General features: G+C 62.4%; 14 protein-coding genes. All 14 read left to right on the forward strand.

Annotated features, from left to right (window positions below; all coding sequences use genetic code 11):
- The 14 genes from asnB (at position 1) to HRU71_15675 (ending at position 20,570) form a co-directional block, all read left to right on the forward strand.
- Positions 1-1,944 carry an asparagine synthase (glutamine-hydrolyzing) gene (gene asnB, locus HRU71_15610; GenBank protein QOJ04828.1) on the forward strand — a complete coding sequence of 648 codons (1,944 nt, stop codon included), beginning with the start codon at positions 1-3 and terminating at the stop codon, positions 1,942-1,944.
- Between the two features lie 35 nt (positions 1,945-1,979).
- Positions 1,980-3,041, forward strand: a complete 1,062-nt coding sequence (locus tag HRU71_15615; protein ID QOJ04829.1) for a hypothetical protein — start codon at positions 1,980-1,982, stop codon at positions 3,039-3,041.
- Positions 3,038-5,080 (forward strand): alginate lyase family protein, encoded by a 2,043-nt coding sequence (locus HRU71_15620; protein ID QOJ04830.1) that lies wholly within the window; start codon positions 3,038-3,040, stop codon positions 5,078-5,080. The genes HRU71_15615 and HRU71_15620 overlap by 4 nt, the downstream gene beginning before the upstream one ends.
- Positions 5,077-6,345 carry a glycosyltransferase family 4 protein gene (locus HRU71_15625; protein ID QOJ04831.1) on the forward strand — a complete coding sequence of 423 codons (1,269 nt, stop codon included), beginning with the start codon at positions 5,077-5,079 and terminating at the stop codon, positions 6,343-6,345. The genes HRU71_15620 and HRU71_15625 overlap by 4 nt, the downstream gene beginning before the upstream one ends.
- Before the next feature lie 12 nt (positions 6,346-6,357).
- Positions 6,358-7,425, forward strand: coding sequence for a GNAT family N-acetyltransferase (locus HRU71_15630; GenBank protein ID QOJ04832.1), 1,068 nt, complete (start codon positions 6,358-6,360; stop codon positions 7,423-7,425).
- A gap of 67 nt (positions 7,426-7,492) precedes the next feature.
- Positions 7,493-8,683 (forward strand): ATP-grasp domain-containing protein, encoded by a 1,191-nt coding sequence (locus tag HRU71_15635; protein ID QOJ04833.1) that lies wholly within the window; start codon positions 7,493-7,495, stop codon positions 8,681-8,683.
- A 527-nt stretch (positions 8,684-9,210) separates the two neighbouring features.
- The gene (locus HRU71_15640; GenBank protein QOJ04834.1) at positions 9,211-10,230 is read left to right on the forward strand and encodes a MoxR family ATPase; all 1,020 of its coding nucleotides are present in this window, start codon (positions 9,211-9,213) and stop codon (positions 10,228-10,230) included.
- Positions 10,231-10,494: 264 nt separating this feature from the next.
- Positions 10,495-11,595, forward strand: coding sequence for a hypothetical protein (locus HRU71_15645; protein QOJ04835.1), 1,101 nt, complete (start codon positions 10,495-10,497; stop codon positions 11,593-11,595).
- 27 nt (positions 11,596-11,622) lie between these two features.
- Positions 11,623-11,901 (forward strand): small basic protein, encoded by a 279-nt coding sequence (locus tag HRU71_15650; GenBank protein ID QOJ04836.1) that lies wholly within the window; start codon positions 11,623-11,625, stop codon positions 11,899-11,901.
- A 6-nt stretch (positions 11,902-11,907) separates the two neighbouring features.
- On the forward strand, positions 11,908-13,026 hold the full coding sequence (locus HRU71_15655) for an aminotransferase class I/II-fold pyridoxal phosphate-dependent enzyme (GenBank protein ID QOJ04837.1): 1,119 nt from the start codon (positions 11,908-11,910) through the stop codon (positions 13,024-13,026).
- A gap of 289 nt (positions 13,027-13,315) precedes the next feature.
- On the forward strand, positions 13,316-14,047 hold the full coding sequence (locus HRU71_15660) for a hypothetical protein (protein ID QOJ04838.1): 732 nt from the start codon (positions 13,316-13,318) through the stop codon (positions 14,045-14,047).
- A 5-nt stretch (positions 14,048-14,052) separates the two neighbouring features.
- Positions 14,053-15,153: a PAS domain-containing protein gene (locus HRU71_15665; GenBank protein QOJ04839.1), complete on the forward strand. Its 1,101-nt coding sequence runs from the start codon at positions 14,053-14,055 to the stop codon at positions 15,151-15,153.
- A 411-nt stretch (positions 15,154-15,564) separates the two neighbouring features.
- Positions 15,565-20,046, forward strand: a complete 4,482-nt coding sequence (gene rpoB, locus HRU71_15670; protein ID QOJ04840.1) for a DNA-directed RNA polymerase subunit beta — start codon at positions 15,565-15,567, stop codon at positions 20,044-20,046.
- Between the two features lie 50 nt (positions 20,047-20,096).
- Positions 20,097-20,570, forward strand: a complete 474-nt coding sequence (locus tag HRU71_15675; GenBank protein ID QOJ04841.1) for a hypothetical protein — start codon at positions 20,097-20,099, stop codon at positions 20,568-20,570.
- Positions 20,571-20,583 lie beyond the last annotated feature (13 nt).

The following is a 20,583-nucleotide window of genomic DNA, read 5'->3' on the forward strand; positions in this document are numbered from 1 at the left end:
ATGTGCGGCATCTGCGGATATGTTGGCGATCATCGTCCCGAGCTGCTGGAGCCGATGTGCAACGCCATGCGCCATCGGGGACCGGATGATTCCGGCATGTGGCATGATGCCGCGGCGCGCGTGGGTCTGGGCCATCGCCGGCTATCGATCATTGATCTTAGTCCGGCGGGGCACCAGCCGATGGCGACGCCGGACGGGCGCATTCAGATCGTCTTCAACGGCGAGATCTACAATTTCGAGGAACATCGCGAGCGAATGATGGCGGCGGGTCGAACGTTTCGCGGGCACAGCGATACGGAAGTGTTGCTCTATCTGTACGAGGAAATGGGTGCGGATTTCGTGCACGCGCTCAACGGCATCTTCGCGCTGGCGATCTGGGATGCGCGCGATCGGTCGCTGCTCCTGGCGCGCGACCACGCCGGCATCAAGCCGCTCTATTACTGGCTGGACGGCGAGCGGTTGTTCTTCGCGTCGGAGATCAAGGCACTGCTTCGCGCGCCGGGTGTGCCACGCGAACTTAACCTTGATCGCCTGCCGGATTACCTGACGTTCCTGTGGGTGCCGGGCGAGGAGACCATGCTCAAGGCGGTCCGCAAGCTTGAGCCGGGCCATGCGATGCGATGGCGTGACGGGCGGGTGCAATCGTGGAGGTGGTTCTCGCTAAGGTATGAGCCGGACGACGGACCGTGCGAGTCGGACTGGATCGACCAGGTGCATGACACATTTATGGCAGCTACGCGCCGGCAGATGATGTCGGACGTGCCGCTGGGCGCGCTGCTCTCGGGAGGCACGGATTCGACCGCCATCGCGGCGTGCATGAGGCATTCCTATCCCGACCGCGAGATCCGCTGCTACACGTTTGAGACGCCCTCGGAGGACATGGCACGCGATCAGTTCGAGGCCGATCATCCCTTCGCCGTGCGCGTCGCGAAGCACCTGAATATCACGCTGCGAAGCTGCGTGCTTCGCCCAAACGTGATTGAATTGCTACCGAAAATGGTTTATCACAACGATGAGCCGGACGCCGACCCGACGGTGTTCCCGTCGTACCTGCTCTCGAAAATGGCACGAGATGACGGCACGACGGTGCTGCTGTCGGGCATGGGTGGCGACGAGATGTTCTTTGGCTATCGGAGCCATCAGGCGCTGCGACGGCTGGAGCAATTCGGTTGGATTCCGCGGTGGCTGCTGGCGCCGGCGCTGGCGTCGGCGTGCGGCGCGGCATCAGCCATGATGGGGGCGCAGAGCGCGCTGCCCCGACGGCTGCGAAAGTTTCGCAAGGCGTTGCTCGGCGACGGCGTGGAGCGGTTCGAGGCGCTTTCGGACTGGTCCAGCGCGGCGACGCGTGAACGATTGTTTGGCCCGGCGTTGACAACCGCGGCGGCGAATGGCGGCGCATCGCGGGGACGCTCGGCGATTCTCAAGTATTACAACGAATTCGCCGGTCGCGGCGAACTGAACCGGCGCTCACACATTTTGATCCAGACGTTCCTCGCGGCACACAATTTCATGTACACGGACAAGTCGAGCATGGCGACCTCGGTGGAGGTTCGCGTGCCGTTTCTCGACGTGGAGTTGATGCGGTTGTGCGCCCGCATCCCCGAGCGACACAAGCTCAAGGGCATGACGACAAAGTACTTGCTCAAAGAAGCCATGGCGCGCTACATCCCGCGCGATATTCTCTATCGCAGCAAGACCGGTTTCGGCCCGCCGCTGCGAAAATGGATGGCCGTCGATTTCAGCGGCATCACGAACGATCTGCTGGGCGAGCGCGTGCTGCGCCGGCGCGGACTTTTTGATCCCGCCGCCGTTGCGGCCGTCATCCGAGAGAACGCGGCCAACACGGCCGACCACGCATACCTGTTGTTTGCGCTGCTTACGCTGGAAGTATGGATGCAGACATTCATCGACCGCCCCGGCGAGGAAGTGACGCTCTCCGCGTGAGATCCAATTCTCCCATGGTTGAGCCGGCCGCGAACATGCCTGCCGTGACCATGCGGACCCGCCGGTATACGGCCGGCCGTGCGCTGCGCGCGATGCGTGATGGGACGCTGTACCTCGGCCGCAATTATGAGATCCATCGCTCCGATGATGACGGCGCGACGTGGGTCTTCGTGACACGGATGCCCTCGGCAGGGATTCGTCGATGGGCGGGTTGGTCGCGCCTGGCATCGCGGCTGCTGCGGCATGAAGTGCGCGCGATGAATGTGACGCCGGGTGGTACGGTGGTGGCCTCGAATCGCGAGTGGGTGTATTACGCCGCGCCGGGCGAGCCGCTGATGCGCCGCGCCAAGGTGGACGCCGGGTCGCAGCCGCTGGCGCCGCCGATGACGATGACGGTTGGGCCGGATGGCCGCGTTTTGTGGGGCGAGTACGATTCGACGACGAGGCACGGCAAGCCGGTGCGCCTGTTTGCGTCAGAGGACGGCGGGAGTAGCTACGAAATCGCTCGCGTGTTCGAGGGCGGCAGCATTCTTCACCTGCACAACATCGTGTGGGACACGGGTCGCGGGCACTATTGGGTGTTGGCCGGCGATCACGACGATGAACCTGGCATCGGCGTGCTCTCCGCGGATTTGAAATCGTTCGACTGGTTGGTGAAGGGCAGGCAGTTGTACCGTGCGGTCGAAGTGTTCGACGGCGGCGACCGGCTAATTTATATCATGGATTCCGAGAAAGAGCGCAATTACCTCGTTCATCTCGACAAATCCTCGGGAAAGGCCGAGACGAGCGCGGAGTTCGAGGGCAGTTGCATTTACGCATGTCGATTCGGCAAATGGCTGACCTTCACCACGACGGTGGAACCGTCAAAAGTTAATTCAGCGCGGCAGGCTTCGCTGTACGTCTCGCGCGATGGCGCGACCTGGTCGCAGGTCCTCCGTGCGGAGAAGGACGGCTGGCACCCCGTCTATTTCCAGTATGGCTCGATCATCCTGCCGCGCGGCGAAAGCGATCGTGACACGATCTTTTTCAGTGGGCAGGCCGTGCGAGAGTGGGACGGCCGCGCCGCAACGGCGACGCTGGAGGCCCGCGGCGCATGAGCGGATGGTTGCGCAAGGTCGAGGCGGTCCGCCGGATGGGCTGGGGCTGGGGGTTGTGGCGCGCGGGGTACGAGCTGCGGCGGCGCACCGGCTGGTTAAAGCGACAGTTTCCGACGCCGGTGTGGAGCGAGGTGTCGCTTCATTCACTGCTGCGCGACGGGGTTCCGCCGGAGCCGGAGGCCTACCGCGCGTACCGCGAGCAATCATCTGGGACGTTTCTGTTCGGCCTCGGGAAACTTCCATCGCGGGAAGTTCTCGAGAGAATCGCCGGCGCGAGCGGCGTCCGGCGCGCGGTGCAAGTGGCGGATGATTTCTGTACCGGCAAGTTTCTCTATTTCAGTCGACATGTATTTGATCTGGGCACTCCCGTCGATTGGCGGCGGAATCCGTTCCTGAACAGACGCTTGGCCAGCGACGCACACTGGTGTGACTGGACGGCCTTCTCGCCGGAGCAGGGCGACATCAAGGATGTCTGGGAACCATCGCGTTTTAGCTGCGCGTTTTGGCTGGTTCGTGCCTACGCGATGACGGGTGACGAAAAATACCCCCAGGCATTCTGGCGGCTCTTTGAATCGTGGTGCGAGCAGAATTCGCCGAATCGCGGGCCGAATTGGCGATGCGGGCAGGAGACCGCCTTTCGCATCATGGCGTGGTGTTTTGCGTTGTGGGGGTTCTGGAAAAGCCCGGTGACGACGCCGCAGCGCGTGGCGGCGATGGTCGCGGCATTGGCGGTCAGCGCTGCGCGAATCGAGCCGAACATCGACTACGCGGTCTCGCAGAAGAATAATCACGCGATCAGCGAAGCGCTTGGGTTGTTCACGGTCGGCGCGCTCTTCCCCGAGTTGCGCGATGCGACCCGGTGGCAGCGGTCGGGGCGCCGAATCCTCGAGCGCGAAGTGCTGCGGCAGACTTACGCCGACGGCAGCTACGTGCAACAGTCGATGAACTACCACCGCGTCATGTTGCACGATTGTCTTTGGGCGTGGCGACTGGCGGAGTTGAACGGGATGCCGCTCTCGTCCGATGTGCGCGCGCGGGTGGCGGCGGCGGCGGAATTCCTGTTTGAGATGCTGGACGAATCGAGCGGAAGCGTGCCGAACTACGGCGCGAACGACGGCGCGCTGGTGCTGCCGCTGTCGAGCGGGGGCTATCGGGATTATCGTGACACGATCGGCGCGGCGATGTTTATCGCTACGGGAAAGCGCGTGCTTCCCGCCGGCCCGTGGGATGAGGCGATTCTGTGGTTGTGCGGTGCGGGAGCAGTTGAGAATACGCCCGCGGTTCGGCATCCGGCCGCTCGGCGATTTGACGTTGGCGGGTATTACACCCTGCGAACCGGCCGAACGTGGGCGATGATCCGTTGTCATCGGTACCTGGATCGCCCGGGCCATGTGGATATGTTGCACCTGGACCTCTGGCACGATGGCGTAAACGTATTGCGCGACTGTGGGACGTATCGATACTACGCACCGCGCGAGCCGGGGATGGAGAAGTATTTCAAGGACATCGCCGCGCACAACACCGTGCAGGTCGGCGAGGGTGGGCCGCTTGAATTGGTTTCGCGCTTTATCTGGCTTCCGTGGCCCGGCGCGCGATGCACGCGTCATAGCGCGGACAGTTTCGTAGGCGAACACGATGCCTACGCTCGGCCGCCGTGGAACGTGATGCACCGGCGCAGCGTGGACGCATCCGACCCGCGCAAATGGATTGTCACGGACGATCTCATCGGCGGCGGTGAGCAATCGCTAATACTGCGTTGGCATCTGGTGGACGGACCGCATGAATTGGAATCGACCGGTCACCGGGTGATTCTGCGGGCGGCCTGCGGTCGTGTTCGGATCGCCATCGAAGGGCCGAGCGGAACCGCCCTGCGGGTGAAGCGCGGGGTTGAACGCGACGGTGAAATTGCCGGCTGGGCGTCGGAGTATTACGGCGAGCGGGCTCCCGCACCGGTGCTGGAGGCGACCTGCCGTGCGGTGCTGCCGACACGATTCGTGACGACGATCGAACTACCGGACGCCGGGGAGGCACCCGCGTGAAGTTGATTTATATTCACGAGTATTTCGTGACCAACGAAGGCACGAGCGGAACGCGCAGCTACGACGTGAGCCGACACTTGGTCGAGATGGGCCATCAGGTGACGGTCATCACCGGCTTGCACGATCAGAGCGGCCTGCCGCCGATGCCGCGCTGGCGGCTGTTTCGTACGCACGCGATCGACGGCATCAAAGTCGTCGTCTGCAACGCCTATTACAGCAACAAGCTGCGCGTCGTGGCGCGGCTTTGGTGCTGGGCCAAATTCGCCTTGTTGGCGCTGTGGGCTTGTCTTCGAGAGAAGCAGCCCGATCTCATCTTTGCCACGAGCACGCCGTTGACGGTGGGCATTCCCGGTCGGATTGGAGCTGCGCTGAAGCGCGTGCCATACGTGTTTGAAGTTCGCGATTTGTGGCCGGAGGATTTGCTCGATGCCGGGCGCATCAAACCGGGCCTGCAATACTGGCTCTGGGAGCGGCTGGAGAAGTTTTGTTACGCCAGGGCGAAGAAAATCCTGCTCGTCTCGCAGGGTTTTCACAATCGCCTGCTGGAGCGAGGCTTCGACCCGGCGCGGTTGCAGACGATACTGCTGGGCGCGGATGGCAGCCTCTTCGCGGAGGCGCAACCGGATCATGCATTCATGCAGCAGCAGGGCCTGGGCGGCAAGACGATAGCAATTTACACGGGGGCGCATGGCGATGCGAACGGATTGTTTCAATTGCTCGACGCGGCGGAGCGACTGAAGGATCGGCCCGACATCGCCATCGTGCTGATGGGCGAGGGAAAGATGAAGGAGGCGCTTCGCACGGCAGCGCGCGAGCGGGGTCTGACGAATGTGTACCTGATGGACCCCGTGCCCAAGCATCGCCTGCCTGGCGTGCTGCGGGCGGCGCACGTCGGCTTGATGATCCTCAAACAGATCACGCGTCCGCGATGGGTGACGCCGAATAAGATATTCGACTACATGTTCGCGGGCCTTCCGAGCATCGTGAACTTCGCCGGTACGACGGCGGACATGATCGTGGCCGACGGCGCCGGCGTGGCAAGCAGGCCCGGCGATGCGGACGATCTGGCCGCAAAGATTCGCCATTGGGCCGATCACCCGGCCGAGCGCGAGGCCGTCGGCCGGCGCGCGCGGGAGATCGCCTTTGCCCGATACGACCGGCGCATGATCGCTCGACAGCTAGCAGAAGTTTTTGAGGACGCGGCGCGCAATGAAGAGCGTGCTTCCGCGGTTTTTTCAACTGGGGCGACGCCCAAACGACGCTGAATCGATCCGACCTTGGCAAATCGGTACTGGACAATTCGGCTTGCGGAGGCTGCGGAACTGGAATCCCTGCTCGCGCTCGTGCGCTCGCTGCCGGGCGAGCGTTACCAAGGTGCGTCGAGTGAATACTGGCAATGGCGATACCTGAACGACGCCGGCTTCGCCGCGACCATCGTGGCGGCCGTACACGATGGGCAGTTGATCGGCGTGCAACCGGTGTCGTTCTTTGATTGGCAGTGGGGCGACGTGCGATTGACCGGCGCGATGTATACTGGGGTAGTAACGCATCCGGACCACCGGCGCAAGGGAGTCTTTCGCTCCCTGATCGACGCGTCGAACGACCTCGCGGCGCAGCGCGGGGCGCAGTTCTGCATGACGCTGCCGAACGATGCGTCGCTGCCGGGCTTCCTCAAGTTCGGCGACTGGAAGTATCCCGGCTGCATTCCCATGTGGATGAAGGTGCTCGATGGCGGCAAGCTGCTCGCCTCGAAGATCGGGCCTTTGGGGCGGCTCGTCGGCTGGATTCCCGATCTGTTGTTCTCCCGGCGCAGTCGGTCGAACGGCAGCGCAGCAATTGAGTTGGCGGCGACGGCGAGCGTTTCGACAGAGCTTGAGGCGGTGAGCGAGCGATTCGCCCGGCTCGCCGGCGGTTGCATGATTCGTCGGACCGCGGCCTACTGGAACTGGCGTCACTCGGGTCCGCTTTCGATGTATCGAACGCTGATCGCAGGAAAGAACGGTCGCCTCGTTGGCGCGATCTGCACGACCAGTCAGCCGCGAATGGGTGTGGAAATCGGATTGATCGTCGATGTCGTCGCGGAGGATTCGCAGGTGTTGCGGGCGTTGATTGCCGCCGCGGATACCGAATTCAGGCGACTGGGCTGCGCCATTGCGACGTGTCAATCAACGAGCCTGATTTTGAACGATGCGCTGCGTGAAGAAGGGTATCGCCTTCCTCCTCGCGCGGTGATGCCCAAGCAGTTTCATTTTGTGTATCGGCCCACCGGGGTGCCGGGCCTCCCGCGCGAGCCCGCATCGATGAATGACTGGCACCTGACCTTTGGTGACTCGGACAATGTCTGACGCTTCACAGCGCGATCCGCGATTGGTTCCACGGCACGTTGCGCCGGTAAGGCCCACCGTGTTCGTGATGGAATCGCAGACCAAGGCGTCTTTGCCGGTGATCGAGTCGATGGCGCGGGCCGGTGTGCGCGTGGCGTGCGGCAGCGAAAAGCGCTTCAACAGCGGATTCATGAGCCGGCGTTGCCGGGAGCGACACGTCTATCCATCGCCGCGCGATCGCAAGCGTGAGTTTCAGGAATGGCTGCTCGCGCTGTGTGAGCGGCGGCGGTTTGAAATGCTCTTCGCTGTGGGGCATTACGGCGCGCTGGCGGTTTGCGAGATTCAAGAGGAACTGCGGCGGTTCACGAAGTTATTGATCCCGCCGTTGTCGAACTTCCGCGAGGCGTACGAAAAAATCCCGACGATGAAGGCGGCGCAGCGCGCGGGTGTGCCCATCCCCGATTCGTGGTTTCCGGAGGACGAAGGCGGGATCGGGGCCGTGATCCCGCGCATTGAACGTTGGCCTGTTTTGGTGAAGCCGAGCGTCGGCGTTGGCGCGCGGGGGATCACCTGGTGTTACAACGCGGACGAACTGCGCGAGAACTACACGCGCATCAGCGCCGAGCAGGGCGTCTGCTACGTGCAGGATTTCGTTCCGCCCGGCGGCATGCAGTACAAGGTGGACATGCTCGTGGGCGACGAGCAACGTGTGCTCGCCGGCGTCGTCTATGGCAAGACGCGCATGTATCCGCCTGATGGCGGCAGCAGCGTGTTGAATTTCTCGGCGGATCGCCCGGACATCATCGAACTATCACGCCGCATGCTGATCGAGTTGAAGTGGACGGGATTCTGTGATTTCGATTTTGTCGACGACCCGCGCGATCGCGTCGCGAAGCTCATGGAGATCAACCCGCGCTTTCCCGAGAGCTTCAACATGGGCTGTTCAATCGGGATTGACTTCCCCGGAATGATGCTGCGACTGGCGCGCGGTGAAGCGGTCCAGCCCGTCACCGACTACCCGAAGAATCGATTCCTCCGATTTCTTCCAGGCGACTTGCTCTGGTTCCTGCGCGTCTCGAACAAGCAGCGCTTCTCCACGTGGCCGAGCTGGTTTCGATTCTTCGACCGTGATACGGCCTATCAACTCATCCGCGCGAAGGATCCCGGCCCGATTCTGGGTTACGCGCTGGAGAATCTTGCCGCGCTGTTTGATCGTCGAACGCGTCGCGAGCGACTGCGCCTGCAAAGCGGCGCGCGTCGTCCTCTTGGCAATCCCTGATTTGCTCCCTCCCTGGGCGATTCTGCCCGGCCGGCGCCTTCTCTCCGCGCCGAGGTTTCTTTCAATCTGATCGTCAAGCTCGCAAGTCCTTGTGAGCGGCACTGCGCTGCGCCGTCGCCGGTGTTGCGCCTTGGCTTGCGCCGACTACCGCCGGCGGAGACCCATCCGCCAGCCGGTCCTGCGGAAGGTGCCGAAAACATGACTCTGGCGGCCTCTCGCTCCAACCACCGCAGACGTCAACACCCTCGGAATCGGTGCATATCAATGGGTGATCGACTGGTTGCGCGAGTGACGCGCCGTCTTCCTCCCGGCAGGTTTGCGCTGCCATCTGGCGAATTCCGGAGCCTTGATCGACGCGCCTTCTCAATTCCCCCCAAAACCGTCAGAATCCACCCTGACGAAGTGACGGATGGCCGAAGCCCGCGAAGGGCGCTTCGAGTCATTGCCATCCGGTGGCAAGACGGTCGAACGATTCGGCGATCCGCTGATCGCCGCCACAGGCGACCGATCGCGTCAGGAGTTCCTGCATGGCGGCACAAGTTGACCCGGCGATTGCCAAGGCCACCGAAGAATTTCGCGGCAAGTTCAAACTCGTCCGCGATGAAATCGGAAAGGCCATCGTCGGCCACGCCGAGATCGTCGAGGGTGTGCTGACCTGTCTCTTCACCGGCGGTCACGCACTGCTCGAGGGCGTTCCCGGATTGGGCAAGACCTACCTTATCCGCTCGATGGCCGATGCGCTCAAGCTCAATTTCTCGCGCATCCAGTTCACGCCCGATCTCATGCCCGCCGACATCATCGGTACGAACATCATCATCGAAGACCCGGAGACCGGCCGCCGGCGGTTCGAGTTCCAGCGCGGTCCGCTCTTCGCGCAGATGATCCTCGCAGACGAAATCAACCGCGCCACGCCCAAGACCCAATCAGCCTTACTCGAAGCCATGCAGGAGAAGACCGTCACCGTCGCCGGCGAGCGCCACACGCTCGAAGCGCCGTTCTTCGTCATGGCCACGCAGAACCCCATCGAGCAGGAGGGCACCTACCCGCTGCCCGAGGCCCAGCTCGACCGATTCTTCTTCAAGCTCATCGTGCAGTATTCTTCGCGCGAGGAGATCGGCACAATCCTCCAGCGCACCACCACCGGCCACAAGCCCGACATCAAGCCCGTCATGACCGGCGAGCAGATCGTCGGCGCGCAGAAACTCGTTCAGCGCGTCGTCACCGCGCCGCACGTGCAGGATTACGCCGTGCGGCTTGTTCTTGCGACGCATCCCCACGGCCCCTTCGCCACCGAACAGACAAACCGCTACGTCCGTTGGGGCGCCAGCCCGCGCGGGGCGCAAGCCGTCATCCTCGCCGCCAAGGTCCAGGCCCTGCTCGACGGGCGGTACAACGTCAGCTTTGACGATATTCGCAAGGTTTATCTGCCGGCACTGCGGCACCGCGTTCTGCTGAACTTCGAGGCCCAGGCCGAGGGCATTGAGACCGACCGCGTGTTGAGCGACATTCTTGACAAAACGCCCACTGACGCCGAGAAAGCAGCGTAGGCTGTTTACCGAACGACCTGTTCTCCGGTCTGCTGAACGCCTCCATCTGGCTTGATAATTCCGCGGCGAGACGTCCACGTTTACTCGGAGCAGCTCACTCCTCCCACCGGGGTCGGCTGGTTGATCAGAAGTGCTTTAAATCAGTATCTTTTCAGGGGTTGTTGAAAGCTTGAGCCATTCGGTTAAACTTGTGCGAACAGGAAACGGGGGCGTGCGTAAGACTTTCGCCGTCGCATGTTCGGCCCCGGAAGAAGGCAGGAAGCCGTGGCATACAAGAGACGAGGACCAACCCTCTTTGAGGTGTTGAACAAGCGCAACGTGGGCGGCTTGCGATCGCCGGCGGTGCCCGTGCGCGGAGCCGGTCATCATAACGACGCGGCCGGTCATCGCAGGCAGGCGTCGGTCGGCCCATTGGGCGGGCTAACGGCCCCTGTGACCGGGGTGGCCCAGCCCATGACGGAGGAAGAAGCGGCAGCGGAATTGGCCGCAGCGCGACAGGCTGCGGAACAAGCCCGTCGTGAGGCGGAAGCGGCAGAACAAGCAAAGAAGGCACGGCACGAAGCGCGTCGCGCCGAGAAAGAAGAATTGCGTCGGGCCCGTCAGGCGGCGAAGGTCGCCCGTCTCGAAGCCAAGCGCATCGAAGCGGAACGTCGGGCGGCGAACCCGGCAGCGTATCCGTCTCGGCGGATTCCACTCACGACTTCGACCGCGTTGTTGTTCGCAGGTGTGGCGGTGGCGGTCGGCATGGTGGGATACTCGTTGGGGCGCGGGCGGGGCGATGGCAAGGCCGAACTGGCGACGGTCGCGGCGGTGACGGACTCGGCGCCGAGCGCATCGCATCGTTCGCCGCTGGGCAAGAGCAAAGTGGCGTCACCGGAAGTTAAGACGGCTGTCGCACGAGAAGTGGCCGGCGGGCAGAACGCGGACCTGGAGCACATGCTCCAATCGGCGGCTCCCAAGGGCGAGGCGGCCCAGGTAGCGTTGAACAAAGCGGTCGGCGTTGAACCGGCAAACGGGGCTTCGGCTGCTGCGGCGCTGCCGGAGAATTTGAATTACTTGCAGATTGAATCGTTTCGCGTGACGCGCGAGCGAGACAGCGAACAACTGGCCAGGGACGTGGCCGATGCAAGGGAGTTTCTGTTGCAGCGCGGGATTCGGACGTTCGCGCGGCGCAAGAGCAACGGGTTTGTGCTGTTTGCCGAACAGGGGTACCCGCCGAGCAAGGAGCACGCGGCGTCGCGCGAGGCGTTCCGCCGGAAAATCGAATCGTTGGGCCAGGAATATCGCAAACAGGGCGGGCCGTACCAGTTCAAGGGCTGCTTGTTCGTGAGCTACGGCGTGACGCAGTCCGGCGAGCCGATGTAAGACAAGTATCGAGGAGTGTGTGACACCATGAGCATGGATCGATCCCTCAAGAGCAAGGCGTCGCTGTCGCGTCATCGCAATGTGCTGACGCGGACCGAGCGCATCAAGGCGCTACAGGACTTGGACGAGTTCAAACCGGGCGAAAGTCGTCCGATCGGCCTGCGCAAGGTCGCGCATCGCAAGGCAGCGGTTGCCGCCAAGGTCAAGAAGGCCAAGGACGAGACCGCGGGGGCTGCGGCCGGGGCTGCTGCGCCGGCTGCGGCAGCGCCGGCAAAGGATGCCAAGAAGGACGCAGGCAAGAAGTAACGCGCGATGGACTACAGCCGGCGACTGGCTGATCGAACGCGTCGAGTGGAATACTCCGGCATTCGCAAGTTCTTTGAGCTGGCGGGCCGGCTGAAGGATCCGTGCGACCTGTCGATCGGCATGCCGGACTACGACGCGCCCGAAGTGGTGAAAGAGGCTGCCATCGCGGCGATCCGCGCGGGAAAGAATCGTTACACGCCCAGCAGCGGCTTGCCGGAGCTGCGCGAGCGACTGATCGCCGAGATAAAGAAAACGTCCGGCGTCGAGGCCTCGGTGCTGATCACGTCCGGCGTATCGGGCGGGTTGACGCTGGCGCTGTTGGCCGTCACCGATCCGGGCGATGAGATCATCTTTCTCGATCCGTACTTCGTTTCGTACGTCCACTTGGTAAACATGCTTGGCGGCCGGCCCATGCCGGTGTCGTCCTATCCGGACTTCGCCTTTCCCGTCGAGCGCGTTCGGGCGGCGATCTCGCCTCGCACCAAGGCCATTCTCATTAATTCGCCGGGCAATCCGACCGGTCGTGTCATGAGCCGTGCCGAGGTGCAGGCGGCTGCCGATCTGGCCCGGGCGCACGATCTTCTTCTCATTTCCGATGAGATCTACGACAAGCTGTGTTACGACGGCGAAAACGTCAGCCCGCTGGCCTTGGCGCCCGAACACACCGTGGTCCTGCGCGGCTTCGGCAAGACCTACGGCATGACCGGCTGGCGCATGGGCTACGCAGCCGGGCCGAAGGCAGTCATCGACGAGATGACCAAGATGCATCAATATACGTATGTCTGCGCTCCGTCCATGGCCCAGGTGGCCACGCTGGCGGCGCTGGATACCGACGTGTCGCACCACCAGCGCGACTATGCGAAGAAACGTGATCTCGTCTGCTCGCTGCTGGAGCCGTGTTTTGAGATCGTCCGGCCGAGCGGGGGGTTTTATGTCTTCCCGCGCGTGCCGCGGCGATTCGCAAGCGGGACGGCCTTCGCGGAAGCGGCCGCCGCCGAGAACGTGCTGGTCATTCCCGGCGGCATTTTCTCGGCACAGGACACGCACTTTCGCATCAGCTATGCCACAACGGATGCGATGATCCAGCGCGGGTGCGACGTAATGTGTCGACTGGCGCGAGGATGATTCGGCCCGAATTGACCGTCGCGGAAGCGCGTCATACAGTCTGGTTAGCATGATCTCGCATACACCGCCCGCCGCCGCACGAGATTGGCCCGCCCGAATCGTGTGTCTGATTCTGACTGCGTTCTGGGGGATCGCCTCCGGTTGCAGGGGCGTTGAAAAGCCATCGCCTGGTGATGACGGGTCGATGAGAGCCGAGGCGCGCCGAACGCCATCGACGGACGATTCGCTTGCATTACGACGGCCGGACGAGGAACCTTCTGTTTTCAACCGGCGTCCGGAGCGGCGACTGGTGGAGTTCAAGGTCCATCGAATCTCTGCGCCGCGCGGCGTCTTCACAACGCAGGAGGCGATTTGGAAACTGGTCGCCGGCAAGCTGCCCAGTGCTGCCTCCACGATGCACCTGGCGGACAATGGATTCCGCGCCGCGGTCGGCCTTGAGGCGCACCGTCAGGCCCTGCTGGCGGAATTGCAGTCGCTTCCCGATTTGCGCATCGCGGTGGATCAGGTCGTCCCCGACGTTCAGCGAACCATTGAGCTGGAAATCGGAGCGTGCGGCGAGCACCAGGTCGTCTTCTATCTCGATCGCACCGGAGGGCTGCACGGCATGGATTTTGTGCAGGCCAAGGCGCGATTGCGACTGATGCTGGAATGGCGCTCGGTGAACCCCGACGAGCTGTGGTTGCGCCTGACTCCGGAATTGGAAGAGCCGCCCGGCCCGATGCGGTGGGAAATGACGCCCAGCGGGCCGCAGATGGCGCCGGAGCGCCGCTCACGCACGTTTGAAGAGCTTTCGTTCGACGCAGCCATTCCGCCGGGCGGATTTCTGCTTTTGGGGCCGACCCCGACCGTGTATGATCGACCCTTGCTGGCGAGGCCATTCTTCATTGAAGAATCGGCACAGGCTGGCGCGGAGGCAGCGGCCGAATCGCGGGAAAACATCTATGTGATCAGTCCGATTCTTCGGATCGTGACGCCCGAACCGCACGCGCCGGGCAGCGGAGCGACCGCACGGGGAGAGTGACCGACATGGAGGCGACGTCGGACCGCTACTTTGAATCAGCCTGCCGTAATTTGGCTTTTGTATTTATAACAGTCGATGACCAGCTGAACGTTCAGTTCTGGAACGAAGCCGCCTCGCGCCAGTTTGATCGAACGGCCGAACAGATGCGGGGCCGGCCGATTTTGGAGATCCTGCCGGACGACCAGCGTGCGACGGTTCAGGAATCGCTCTCTCGCGCGATCACGACGGGCGAAACGGCGGACATCGAAATCAAGCTGCCGGGGGTGGATCACACCGTTGCCCTGGTGATGATTGTTTCGCCCATCGTGGACGAGCAGGGGCGTACAATCGGGGCGTCGCTGGGCATGCGTGACATCACGGAGCGCAAGCGCCTGTCCCAGGAGGTCGCGCGGACGCGGCGCATGGCAGCGCTGGGCCGCGTCGCCGGCAACGTCGCGCATCACTTCAACAACATCTTCGGCGGCATCAGCATGAAGATCGACAGCGTTCTGGGGAGCAACAGTCCGCTGGAGATGCGGCGCGTGCTGCGCGGCTTGGCCGAGTCGATCGGTCAGGCGACCCGAATCACCAATCAATTGGCGGCGTTCGCCGAGTCGGAAAACACGACGTACGCGATGGTCGAGCTGAATCCTCTGCTCACGAAGTTCATCGAGGAGCTTCGTCGCCGGGCCAAGCCGCTGCGCATCGAGATCGTGACGAATATTGACGACGTGGCATCGCAACCGTTCGAGACGACGCGCTTGATGCCGGTCCTGGAGAGCATTTCACAAAACGCGATCGACGCCATGCCGAGCGGCGGCACCCTGACGATTGATATGAAACGACAGGGCGACGATGCCGCCATTGCCATCCGCGATACAGGCGTCGGAATGTCCAAGGAGACGTTGGAGCGTTTGTTTGAACCGTTCTTTACGACCAAATCAGGCGAGGACGTCGGCAGCGGGAAGAAGATCGGCTTGGGCCTCGCAGCGGTTCACGGACTGATTTCAGAAATGGGAGGCAAGATTGAGATTCAAAGCAAAGAGGGGATGGGTACCACGGTCCATCTGCTGCTGCCCCTGAAAGGAACACCCGTCTCCGGAAGTGATATGAGCGGCGCGAAATGACGGCCTCGCCCGGCTTGTTTCGCAACCATTTGCAGGACAACGACTTGCGATAGATTGGTGGCGGGAAAGATTCTCGGCGGGTCTGGGTTGCGTTCAGGATTATCGGGATTATACTGATTGGTCTCTCCGCACCAGGGGCGGAACTAGCGCGGTCGGGAGCGGGACTGGTCGCGGCTTCTTGAATGGCCCCTGGCGTGGGAAGTCCCCACAGATGTTTCGGTTCGGGTAAAAGAATACTTTTGTCGATTATTGGCCGGGTCGATCGCCGACGTTTTCCCTGTTCCACGATCAAGGTTGTGGTGCGCGCCGCGCGCGGCGCCGCGCTGGCGGGAGCGGTTCGGCGTGCGATTGCGCGCTGAGTTACGACAGGTTCCGAGGCGTCGCCGATTCGGCGCGCCGGCACCAGGGTGCATGATGACCATCAAATCCAGAGAGATTCGGAATTTCGGCAAGGTCGGTGACGCGCTCCCGATTCCCAACCTGATCGCCATTCAGGTGGAATCGTACAAGCGTTTCTTGCAGGCGGATGTTCCACCGGAGAAGCGCACCCCGACGGGACTGGAGGGCTTGCTGCGAGAGGTTTTCCCCATCTCCAGCTACGACGAAAACATCGTCCTGAATTACAAGGATTACGAGCTGGGCAAGCCGCGCTACACGCCCGACGAGTGCCGCCAGTTGCGTCTGACTTACGGCATGCCGCTGCGCATTGCATGCAGCCTGCATCGCAAGGACAAGGACGAGATCACCGAGGAGCGCATCTACCTCGGCGAGATTCCGATCATGATCGGCGGCGGCGAGTTCATCATCAACGGCGCCGAACGCGTCATTGTCTCCCAGCTGCATCGCTCGCCCGGTGTCGACTTCATCAAAGAGACGCTCGAAGCCGACCGCCCGCTGCACGCCTGCCGCATCATCCCCGAACGCGGAAGCTGGATTGAGATCAACATCACACGACGCGACGTCATGGCGGTCCGCATCGACCAGTCCGGCAAAATTCCCGCCACGTGTTTCCTGCGGGCGATGGATCATGCCTACGGAACCGATGAGCAGATCATCCGCGCTTTCTATCAGACGAAGGTCGTCCGCACGTCGGCGCTCAAGCCCGACATGTACGTCGTGTCCGATGTCTGGCCCGATGGCGACGTCGCCGACCGCGGCGAGCCGCTGGTTCGCGCCGGCTGCCAGATCGGTGACGCGGTGGGGCGCATCCAGGCGACCAGCCTCAAGCAGCTCGAAGTGATCGAACACGTGGCGGATCCGCTCATCCTCAATACCCTTGCCGAGGACAGTTGCCACAGTCACGAAGACGCCCTGATGAAAATCTACAAAGCGCTTCGGCCAGGCAACCCCGCGCAGCTCGATAAGGCCGTCAAGCTCTTTCACGAGAAGTTCTACGACGAGAATCGCTATCGCCTGGGCCGCGTGGGCCGATTCCGCATCAATCGCAAGTTCGGCCTGTCGCTGCCGACGTCGTTCAACACGCTCACAACGGCCGATTTTGTCGCTTGCCTGCGTTACCTGCTTGATCTGCGCAGCCAGGAGCGCGTCGGTTTCAGCATCCCCAAGCGCGTGCCGTTTGAACTGTGTGTGCTCAAGTGGACACGCGAGCTGTGCGAGCAGATCGCCGCGTACCAGGTCCGGGGCAACAAGCCCAAGGATCCGAAGGAGGGCGTCGTCCTCGGTGAGTTGGATGCCATTCGCGACGGCCGCAAGAAGCTGGCCCCCGCCGACGTGCTGAAGGAATTGCTGAGACAGGTTCGGAGCATTAATGACGCTCCCGGTGAATGGGTTCCGACGGCGACCATCAATCTGGATGTGATGCGGCCGCTGCTGGGGCGAACGAAGTCTGATCCCGGTCGCGACAGCGAAGTGAACAAGGCGGCGCGGGATTTCATTGTTGCAACGATCCGAACCCGCGCGGTGCGAATCATCGAGGGCATCGAGGCGTTTCTGAACTGCGAGAAGATCGCCCATCCGGACCTGGCGCAACTTGAGTTCATCAATTACTACGCTCGCCCGGGGCAGATTTATACCTTTGACGAGGAAACATCGAAGAAGGCCGCCGCGGCGCTGGAAGCCGAAGTCGAGTCGGAATGGCGCGAGTTGTTCGGCAACGCCGCCCGCCACATCGCCTTCGAGCCTTTTGAGAAGACCAACGACGTGCTCGACAAGTATGGCCAGAAGGATCAGCTCTCCATCGGCAACGTCCACGAATACGCCTGGAAGATGACCCGCGTCATCGTGCAGGAGGACGACATCGACCATCTCGGCAACCGCCGTTTGCGCACGATCGACGAGCTGGCCTGCGACGAAATTCGCAAGGGCTTCCTCAAGCTGCGGCGCACCGTGCAGGAGCGCATGAGCATGCGTGAGCCGGACCAGCTTGGAAAAATCGCCGAACTGGTGAACTCCAAGGCCATTTCCGGCGCAATCGAGTATTTCTTCGGCCGCGGCGAGTTGTCACAAGTCGTCGACCAGACCAACCCGCTAAGCCAGTTGACGCACGAGCGTCGCCTGTCGGCCTTGGGTCCCGGCGGGTTGAACCGCAAGCGCGCGGGCTTCGAAGTGCGCGACGTACACATTTCTCACTACGGCCGCATCTGCCCGATTGAAACGCCGGAAGGCACGAACATCGGCCTGATCGCCTCGTTGAGCATTTACTCGGCCGTGGATGAGTACGGATTTCTTATAACGCCGTACCGAAAAGTGGACAAGAACCACGCGGTGAACGGAGTCAGTGAGTTTCTGCGCGCCGACGAAGAGATGAAGACGGTGCTGGTGCCGCCCGATGCCGTCGATATCAAGACCGGCAAGGTCACGGGCGATCACATCATGGCGCGGGTCCGTGGCGACTTGGCGGTCGTCAACAGCACGGATGTGGAGTACGTCGATATTTCGCCCAAGCAGACGGTCGGCGTGTCGGCCTCGCTGATTCCCTTCCTCGAGCACGACGATGCCAACCGCGCGTTGATGGGCAGCAACATGCAGCGCCAGGCGGTCCCGCTGCTGATCACCGATCCGCCAGTCGTGGCGACGGGGATGGAGCGCGTTGTCGCGCAGAACAGCGGCATGGTGGTGCAGGCGCGGCAGGACGGTACCGTCACCTATGTCGATGCAATGCGGATCGTCATCGACAACACGGACGAATATGAGCTGCGCAAGTTCCAGGGTCTCAACGAGCGGACCTGCCTGAACCAGGTTCCGATCGTTGCCTTGGGCGACAAGGTCAAAAAAGGACAGATCATCGCCGACGGTCCTGCGACGCGGCAGGGCGAACTGGCCCTGGGCCGAAACGTCCTGGTGGCGTTCCTCACGTACGATGGTTACAACTTCGAAGACGCCATTCTGATCTCCGAGCGGCTCGTGCAGAACGACACCTTCACGAGCATTCACATCGAACAGCACGACATCGAAATCCGCGAGACGAAGCTGGGCCGTGAGGAGTTCACGCGCGACATTCCCAACGTCTCGGAACGAGCGCTTCGCAATCTCGATGAGAGCGGCATCGTTCGGGTCGGCACCGAGGTCGGCCCCGGCGATATCCTCGTCGGAAAAGTATCGCCCAAGAGCAAGAGCGAGTTGTCCCCCGAAGAAAAACTGCTACATGCGATCTTCGGTCGTGCCGGTGAGGACGTCAAGAACGATTCGCTGGAAGTGCCCAGCGGCATCTATGGCACCGTGATCGACACCAAGCGCTTCAGCCGACGCACGAACGTTTCGGAGGAGCAGAAGCGGCTTCTCAACAAGCGCATGAAGGACATGCGCACGGCCTTCAACGCCAAGGTCATCGGCATTTTCCGGCAGATGATCGAGGAGATGGAGGCCGTGACCGGCCAGCCGATCGTCGACCCGAACACGAAACAGGTCGTCGGTCGCAGCGACATTCAGGAAGTTGTCATGGAGCAGATCGGCGAGCCGGGCAATTGGGCGTTTGATCTGAAATGGGTCAAGCCGGTCGCCAAGCGCGACGAATGCGAACCGATCTATCGAAAGTACTGGGCCAGCATCGAGGAACACCTCGCCGAGCGCGATCGCAAGCTCGCCCAGGTCAAGCGAGGCGATGAACTCCCGCCCGGCGTGCTCGAGATGGTCAAGGTCTACACGGCCACCAAACGCCGCCTGTCCGTGGGCGACAAGATGGCGGGGCGACACGGCAACAAGGGCGTCATCGCGAAGATTCTCCCGGTCGAAGACATGCCGTACCTGGAAGACGGCACGCCGATCGACATCTTGTTGAACCCGCTGGGCGTACCCAGTCGCATGAACGTCGGCCAGATTCTCGAGACGCACCTCGGCTGGGCGGCGCGCATCCTCGGCTTCCAGGCGATCACGCCGGTTTTTGATGGCTGCAAGGAATCCGAGATTCACGCGGCCGTGGAAGAAGCCAATCGCAAAGTTGCCGAGCAGGCGGCCGATCCGAAGGTGGTGGCCAGTGCGGATAAGGACCGGCTGATCTTGAGCCAGATGCCGTTCGGCGGAAAGGTTCGACTGGCCGACGGTCGCACGGGTGAATTGCTCGATCAGCCGGTGACGGTTGGCTACATGTACATGATGAAACTGCACCACCTCGTGGATGACAAGATTCACGCCCGAGCGACCGGTCCGTATTCGTTGATCACGCAGCAGCCATTGGGCGGCAAGGCGCGGACCGGCGGTCAGCGCTTCGGGGAAATGGAAGTGTGGGGTCTGGAGGCGTACGGTTCGGCCTACATCCTTCAGGAATTGCTGACGGTGAAGAGCGACGACGTCGAGGGCCGCACGAAGATTTACGAGTCGATGGTCAAGGGCGAGAACACGCTCGAGGCCGGCACGCCGGTCAGCTTCGATGTGTTGTGCAACGAGATTCGCGGCTTGGGCATGAACATCCAGTTGGAGAAAGGCCGGACGATTTAGGTAAGCGATCCTGGGCGGCGCCGAAGGGCAAGCGCCGGGAGGTTGCGAGCATGACCGGAATCAAGTGCGAAGTGGTCCAGAAGCTGGACGTCGCGGAGTTGAAGAACTTCTACGACGCGCAGGGCTGCATGATGCCCCAGTCGGTGGACAAACTGTCGAAGCTGGTCGACAACTCGGTGTGCTTCGTGACGGCGCGTGACGCATCGGGCCGGTTGATGGGCATTGCCCGCGGGCTGGCCGATGGCGTGCGGGGCTACCTGACGGAATGCAAACTGGATCCGTCGATGCAGGGCCCCGGCGCAGTCACGCACATCGACGGCCGCATCGAGCACGATCAGTACGGCATCGCACGACAGATGGCCGAGTTGGTGATCGGGGCGTTGGCGAAGATGGGCTGCGAACGGATCGACGCGGCGGCCTACGGGACGGAAGTGGATTTCTGCGAGGAGATCGGCTTCAAGCGCGCGCCGGGCATCGTACCGATGTCGCTGGACGTGCGGGCGCACGTGGGTGCGTCGGCTTGAAGAAGATGCCGGC

The organism is Planctomycetia bacterium, from assembly GCA_015200345.1.
In the GTDB taxonomy this organism is placed as follows: domain Bacteria; phylum Planctomycetota; class Phycisphaerae; order UBA1845; family UTPLA1; genus PLA3.

Coding starts and splice junctions, on each gene's coding strand:
- HRU71_15665 (QOJ04839.1), top strand. CDS start 14,053: ATGGAGGCGACGTCGGACCGCTACTTTGAATCAGCCTGCCGTAATTTG.
- HRU71_15650 (QOJ04836.1), top strand. CDS start 11,623: ATGAGCATGGATCGATCCCTCAAGAGCAAGGCGTCGCTGTCGCGTCAT.
- HRU71_15620 (QOJ04830.1), top strand. CDS start 3,038: ATGAGCGGATGGTTGCGCAAGGTCGAGGCGGTCCGCCGGATGGGCTGG.
- HRU71_15615 (QOJ04829.1), top strand. CDS start 1,980: ATGCCTGCCGTGACCATGCGGACCCGCCGGTATACGGCCGGCCGTGCG.
- HRU71_15635 (QOJ04833.1), top strand. CDS start 7,493: ATGGAATCGCAGACCAAGGCGTCTTTGCCGGTGATCGAGTCGATGGCG.
- rpoB (QOJ04840.1), top strand. CDS start 15,565: ATGATGACCATCAAATCCAGAGAGATTCGGAATTTCGGCAAGGTCGGT.
- HRU71_15675 (QOJ04841.1), top strand. CDS start 20,097: ATGACCGGAATCAAGTGCGAAGTGGTCCAGAAGCTGGACGTCGCGGAG.
- HRU71_15655 (QOJ04837.1), top strand. CDS start 11,908: ATGGACTACAGCCGGCGACTGGCTGATCGAACGCGTCGAGTGGAATAC.
- asnB (QOJ04828.1), top strand. CDS start 1: ATGTGCGGCATCTGCGGATATGTTGGCGATCATCGTCCCGAGCTGCTG.
- HRU71_15640 (QOJ04834.1), top strand. CDS start 9,211: ATGGCGGCACAAGTTGACCCGGCGATTGCCAAGGCCACCGAAGAATTT.